The sequence below is a fragment of the Aliiruegeria sabulilitoris genome, from assembly GCF_001558155.1.
GTDB lineage: Bacteria > Pseudomonadota > Alphaproteobacteria > Rhodobacterales > Rhodobacteraceae > Tropicimonas > Tropicimonas sabulilitoris.
On sequence record NZ_LOAS01000081.1, the window covers coordinates 1 to 3801 of the forward strand.

The following is a 3801-nucleotide window of genomic DNA, read 5'->3' on the forward strand; positions in this document are numbered from 1 at the left end:
TTCCACACAGCCTCGGCCGATCACGTCATCCGGTATGATGGGCGATCCAAACTTTGCAAACATCACTAGCTGCGCATAGAGGCCATGGGGGCCTGACGCAGACAACAGCAGCTCCCGGCCCCACATTCCACGTGCCGCGTCTACAAGTTGATCAGTGTCTGAAACGTCGCGGCGATCTGATGGGGCGGCTCGCTGGAGCCAGAGGTCTGCCTCTTCGCGAAAGGTGTGGCTCCCTTGCATGCGCGCGGCGTGCACGGGGAGCGCCCCGACATGGAAACATGCTCTCGACATCTTCTATCCACCCCGGGGACGAACCGCCCTGTCCAATCACTCGGAACGCGCACAGAGGCTGTGAGAGCGCGCCTGGCGCACGCTGCTGGGTTGCGGGCAGACAGCATACCAGATGTCGCTGAATGAGCGTCCTGCACGCTCTCGGCACACTCACCGCATCGGGGTGATGGCGGGTTCGACTCAACGATGGATTGCTCGATCGCAGCCCCCGATTTCACCGCGGCCTATGCTTGGCAATGGCCTCGTCTCGAGCATGTGACCTGCTCCTCTGTGATCAGTCAGCGCTGACAACTTTTTTGCGCAATTACTCTGGCCCATTTTCAACCGAATTGGCGTCGCCCTTCAGAAGATTCAACCATACATGCTTGGCTCGACCGCAACGTTCAGGCTGACCGGGTTGCGTAACGCCTATTCATTTTGAGACAATACGACCACCACGGCAACAGAGGCTTTTTCATCCGCTCTTCCAGAGAGACCACAGAAAAAGGAAGCGCATCGGTTCTTCCAATCACCTTCTCCTCCATCTCTCGTCCAGATGTTCCAGCTCGCCTCTTCCTCTCTTGTTGAATTCCGACCATGCCTTCGCGCGCCCTTTGACGCCCAGCTTCGGACGTCGTTCGCCTTTCCGAGACCTGATCGTCGTGAGGCGATCCTCCTTGAGCAATGCCCGCTGATATCTATCGAGGCCAAGCACACCGGCATTTTTGAACACCTCCCACTCGGATTGCTGAATCTGAACATCGTCCGGTGTCAGGCTTGGCAACAGCAACTGGAACTGATTTCTCATCACATCCACGAATCTGAACGGTTCACCGCGCCGATACATCGCTCCGCAGCCCTCGAACGCACCGTACCCGACTTGCAGCTCGATCCTCGTCCGTCTCTGGTCCGGTGCGAGTTCGATTTCCGATCCAGTACGCTTGTCGCGCTTGTCGGCCACCTTGTCCTGGATGCGAAAGAGGAGTTCCCCCTCTTTCTTACCTTCGTAGAAGGTACCGTCCACGGGAGCCTGCCTATAGCTGTCCGGGCTCAAGTCGCGGAGATACCCGGCTGTCACGTTGTTCGAACTGTTCGGCGCGGATCTCCGCTTGTGGTTGCGGGTAGGAGCATTGATCGGCCAGATGGGATTCCGTCCCGCCCAATAAAATGATCGCGGCCATCGATCCTGTTCCAGCCAATAGTAGATGTCAGGCAAGTGATGGCGGCGGACGACCTCGCTCATGAGCTGGCGTTCTTCGCCGCATCCGGATTTGGGATATATGTCGAGGGCGACTTCAACACCTGTCACCCTGATTGCGCCACGACCGATTTTGCGTACCCGATAATAGCTACCCTCAAGCTCATCGCAGAGCCGCCAGAATTCGTTTGGTGCGGGTGATTGCAATCTCAAGATGAAGCTTTGCCCCTTATAGCCTGCTTTGTCCCGGACTGGACCGGAAACCCATGAACGAAAGCCGAGACGTCTTTCTATGTGCCTTGAGACGTTTAACGCTTGATGCTTGCCTGGCGTGTTGAATGCTATCTCGATCCAGTCGATGGCGGCGGTGAACCTGTATTTCTTCAGGTCAATCTTTGGGGTAAGCAATATGCGGCCGTCGTTTACGTCCTGACCGCTGGAGATCACGGTCGTCTCGTACTCAAGGCTACGCCCGCTCCGGACAGTACCATGTTTGCTGGATTTCAAGATATCCACGGCGAAGGGCAAAATCGGCAAGTCGATGACAACTCCTGATGAAAGCGCTCCTCGTCATCTGTGCATGAACCTACTGCTTTCAAGCAGAAATTTTCTGAACGCCCCAAATACAGGCTGTATTAACCGACCGGAGACGGCCAGCCAGTGTACGGCTTCCATTCTCGCCTCGATAGAGCGTGTGAGAGCGCGCTACAGGCGCGGCTGTCACAAACAGAGGATTGGATGCTAGCTCGCATCAGGTCATCCCTGTGAGCCGCTCACAGCCTCTCAAGCACGGCTACAGTGTACCGGTAAGATCTCAAGTGACGATTCTGCAACGACTTCTGTTCGGCAACCCGGCCGTCCCCCGCTATCGACCAGTTCCCGGCGCATCGGCTCAGTTCATGCTGCGCGCCAGCTTACTGAGCGCAACGCCCTTCTACCGATCCAGCACTTATCGGCGACCGTTACAGTCTGAGGCGCTGTGAGAGCGCCCCTGGTGGGCGGATCGGTCGTTGACGCAAATAACATGCCCTCCGCTGAAACGTCGCCCTACGCGTCGCTCACACGCCCTGGCGTGCTATCCGCGGGTCAGTCAGCAACGGTGCTGTCCTCCAGTCGCTTCAACATTCTCGCGACGCTCGTCGCCGTCCACGCGTTGTTCCTCGCGGTGCGAAGACCGCGACGGTTGGCTTCCTCGGTGACAGCCGCCGGCGTCGGCGTCTCGCCTGCCGCGATCATCTCGTCGCGGACGGCGGCAAGTTCACGCCCTCGGGCGTCGGCGGCCGCACTGCGCGCCTTGCGGGAGGCGATCACCGCCCGGCGGGTCTGGTCACGCTTCTCGTCCTCGGTCAGGCGGCTCTTGCGCGGAGCGTACGACCACTTCCCCCGATCGGGGCTTTTCAGGAATGCCAGCATCTCGTGATGATCGATGTTTTCGAGCAGGCATCCCTGCCGAACACAGAAAAGGTTCCGGCGGTACGGCTGGAGCCCGCCGAGCACATCGTGCCTCTGCTCAATTGTGTGAGCGCGAAACAAGCGATTGAGATCATCAATGACGACAGTCCCGCTGCCGGCCGCACGATTCAGTCCCAGAACGCGAGCAAGCTCGGGAAATGAAGACCACCCCCGGATCGATCGGCTATGGTCGAAGGTCAATCGTGAGATCACGATGTCATGCCTATCGGCAAACGCCTTGAGGTTCAGGATCTGCTGCCGGGCCGGCGCGTGCCTGTTAAGATTGCCTTTCGGCCTCGCGCCATGGGTGAGGATGACGTGGCCGTGGATATGCTTGCGCTCTGTGTCGTTGCTCATAGAGACGAATTATGTTGTTACAACATTAATGGCAAGACCTTCAGGGAACCCAACCCCGCCGGTCCGAGCATTGCCTGCAGATCCGTCCCGCCAGTACCCTCGGTGGTGCTCGAACGGTGAAGAAATCCAGCTCATCTCACGCAACCCACAGAAAAAATTGGGAAACAGCCCGACGGATCGATCCACGCTTGCTATAATGTGTTCAGCATCAGAATTGAGCGAGCACTGCATGAAATACACCGACAAGACCGTCCGCGACGCCTGCGAAGCGTGGCTCAAGACCGCCCGGCGCAACGGGCTCGAAGCCGCCACCCTGAAGGCATATCGCAGCCACGTGCACATCCATATTGAGCCGAGGATCGGGGATCGTCTGCTGAGCGATCTCTCCCGCTCGGATATCCGCGACTTCATGGACGAACTGCTGGATGATGGCGTTTCCCGGGCCCTCACCCGCAAGGTCATGGTCAGCTTGCGATCCATCCTCTCCGAGGCGGTCGAGCGCGAATGGATGGCGGCCAATGTCG

Annotated in this window: 3 protein-coding genes; 1 reads left to right on the forward strand and 2 read right to left on the reverse strand. The window is 58.4% G+C overall.

Annotated elements, in window-relative coordinates; translation table 11 throughout:
- Positions 1–799: 799 nt before the first annotated feature.
- Positions 800–2005 carry a hypothetical protein gene (locus AX756_RS24530; protein WP_068318471.1) on the reverse strand — a complete coding sequence of 402 codons (1206 nt, stop codon included), beginning with the start codon at positions 2003–2005 and terminating at the stop codon, positions 800–802.
- Positions 2006–2554: 549 nt separating this feature from the next.
- Entirely contained in the window at positions 2555–3277 is a 723-nt protein-coding gene (locus tag AX756_RS24535) for a hypothetical protein (protein WP_068318473.1), read from the reverse strand.
- 229 nt (positions 3278–3506) lie between these two features.
- Here AX756_RS24535 and AX756_RS24540 point away from each other — a divergent pair.
- The coding region (locus AX756_RS24540; RefSeq protein WP_197431145.1) for a tyrosine-type recombinase/integrase at positions 3507–3801 on the forward strand (295 nt) is incomplete at its 3' end.

Excerpts from the sequence above, each read along its gene's own strand:
- AX756_RS24535 (WP_068318473.1), bottom strand. The coding sequence starts at position 3,277 with ATGAGCAACGACACAGAGCGCAAGCATATCCACGGCCACGTCATCCTC.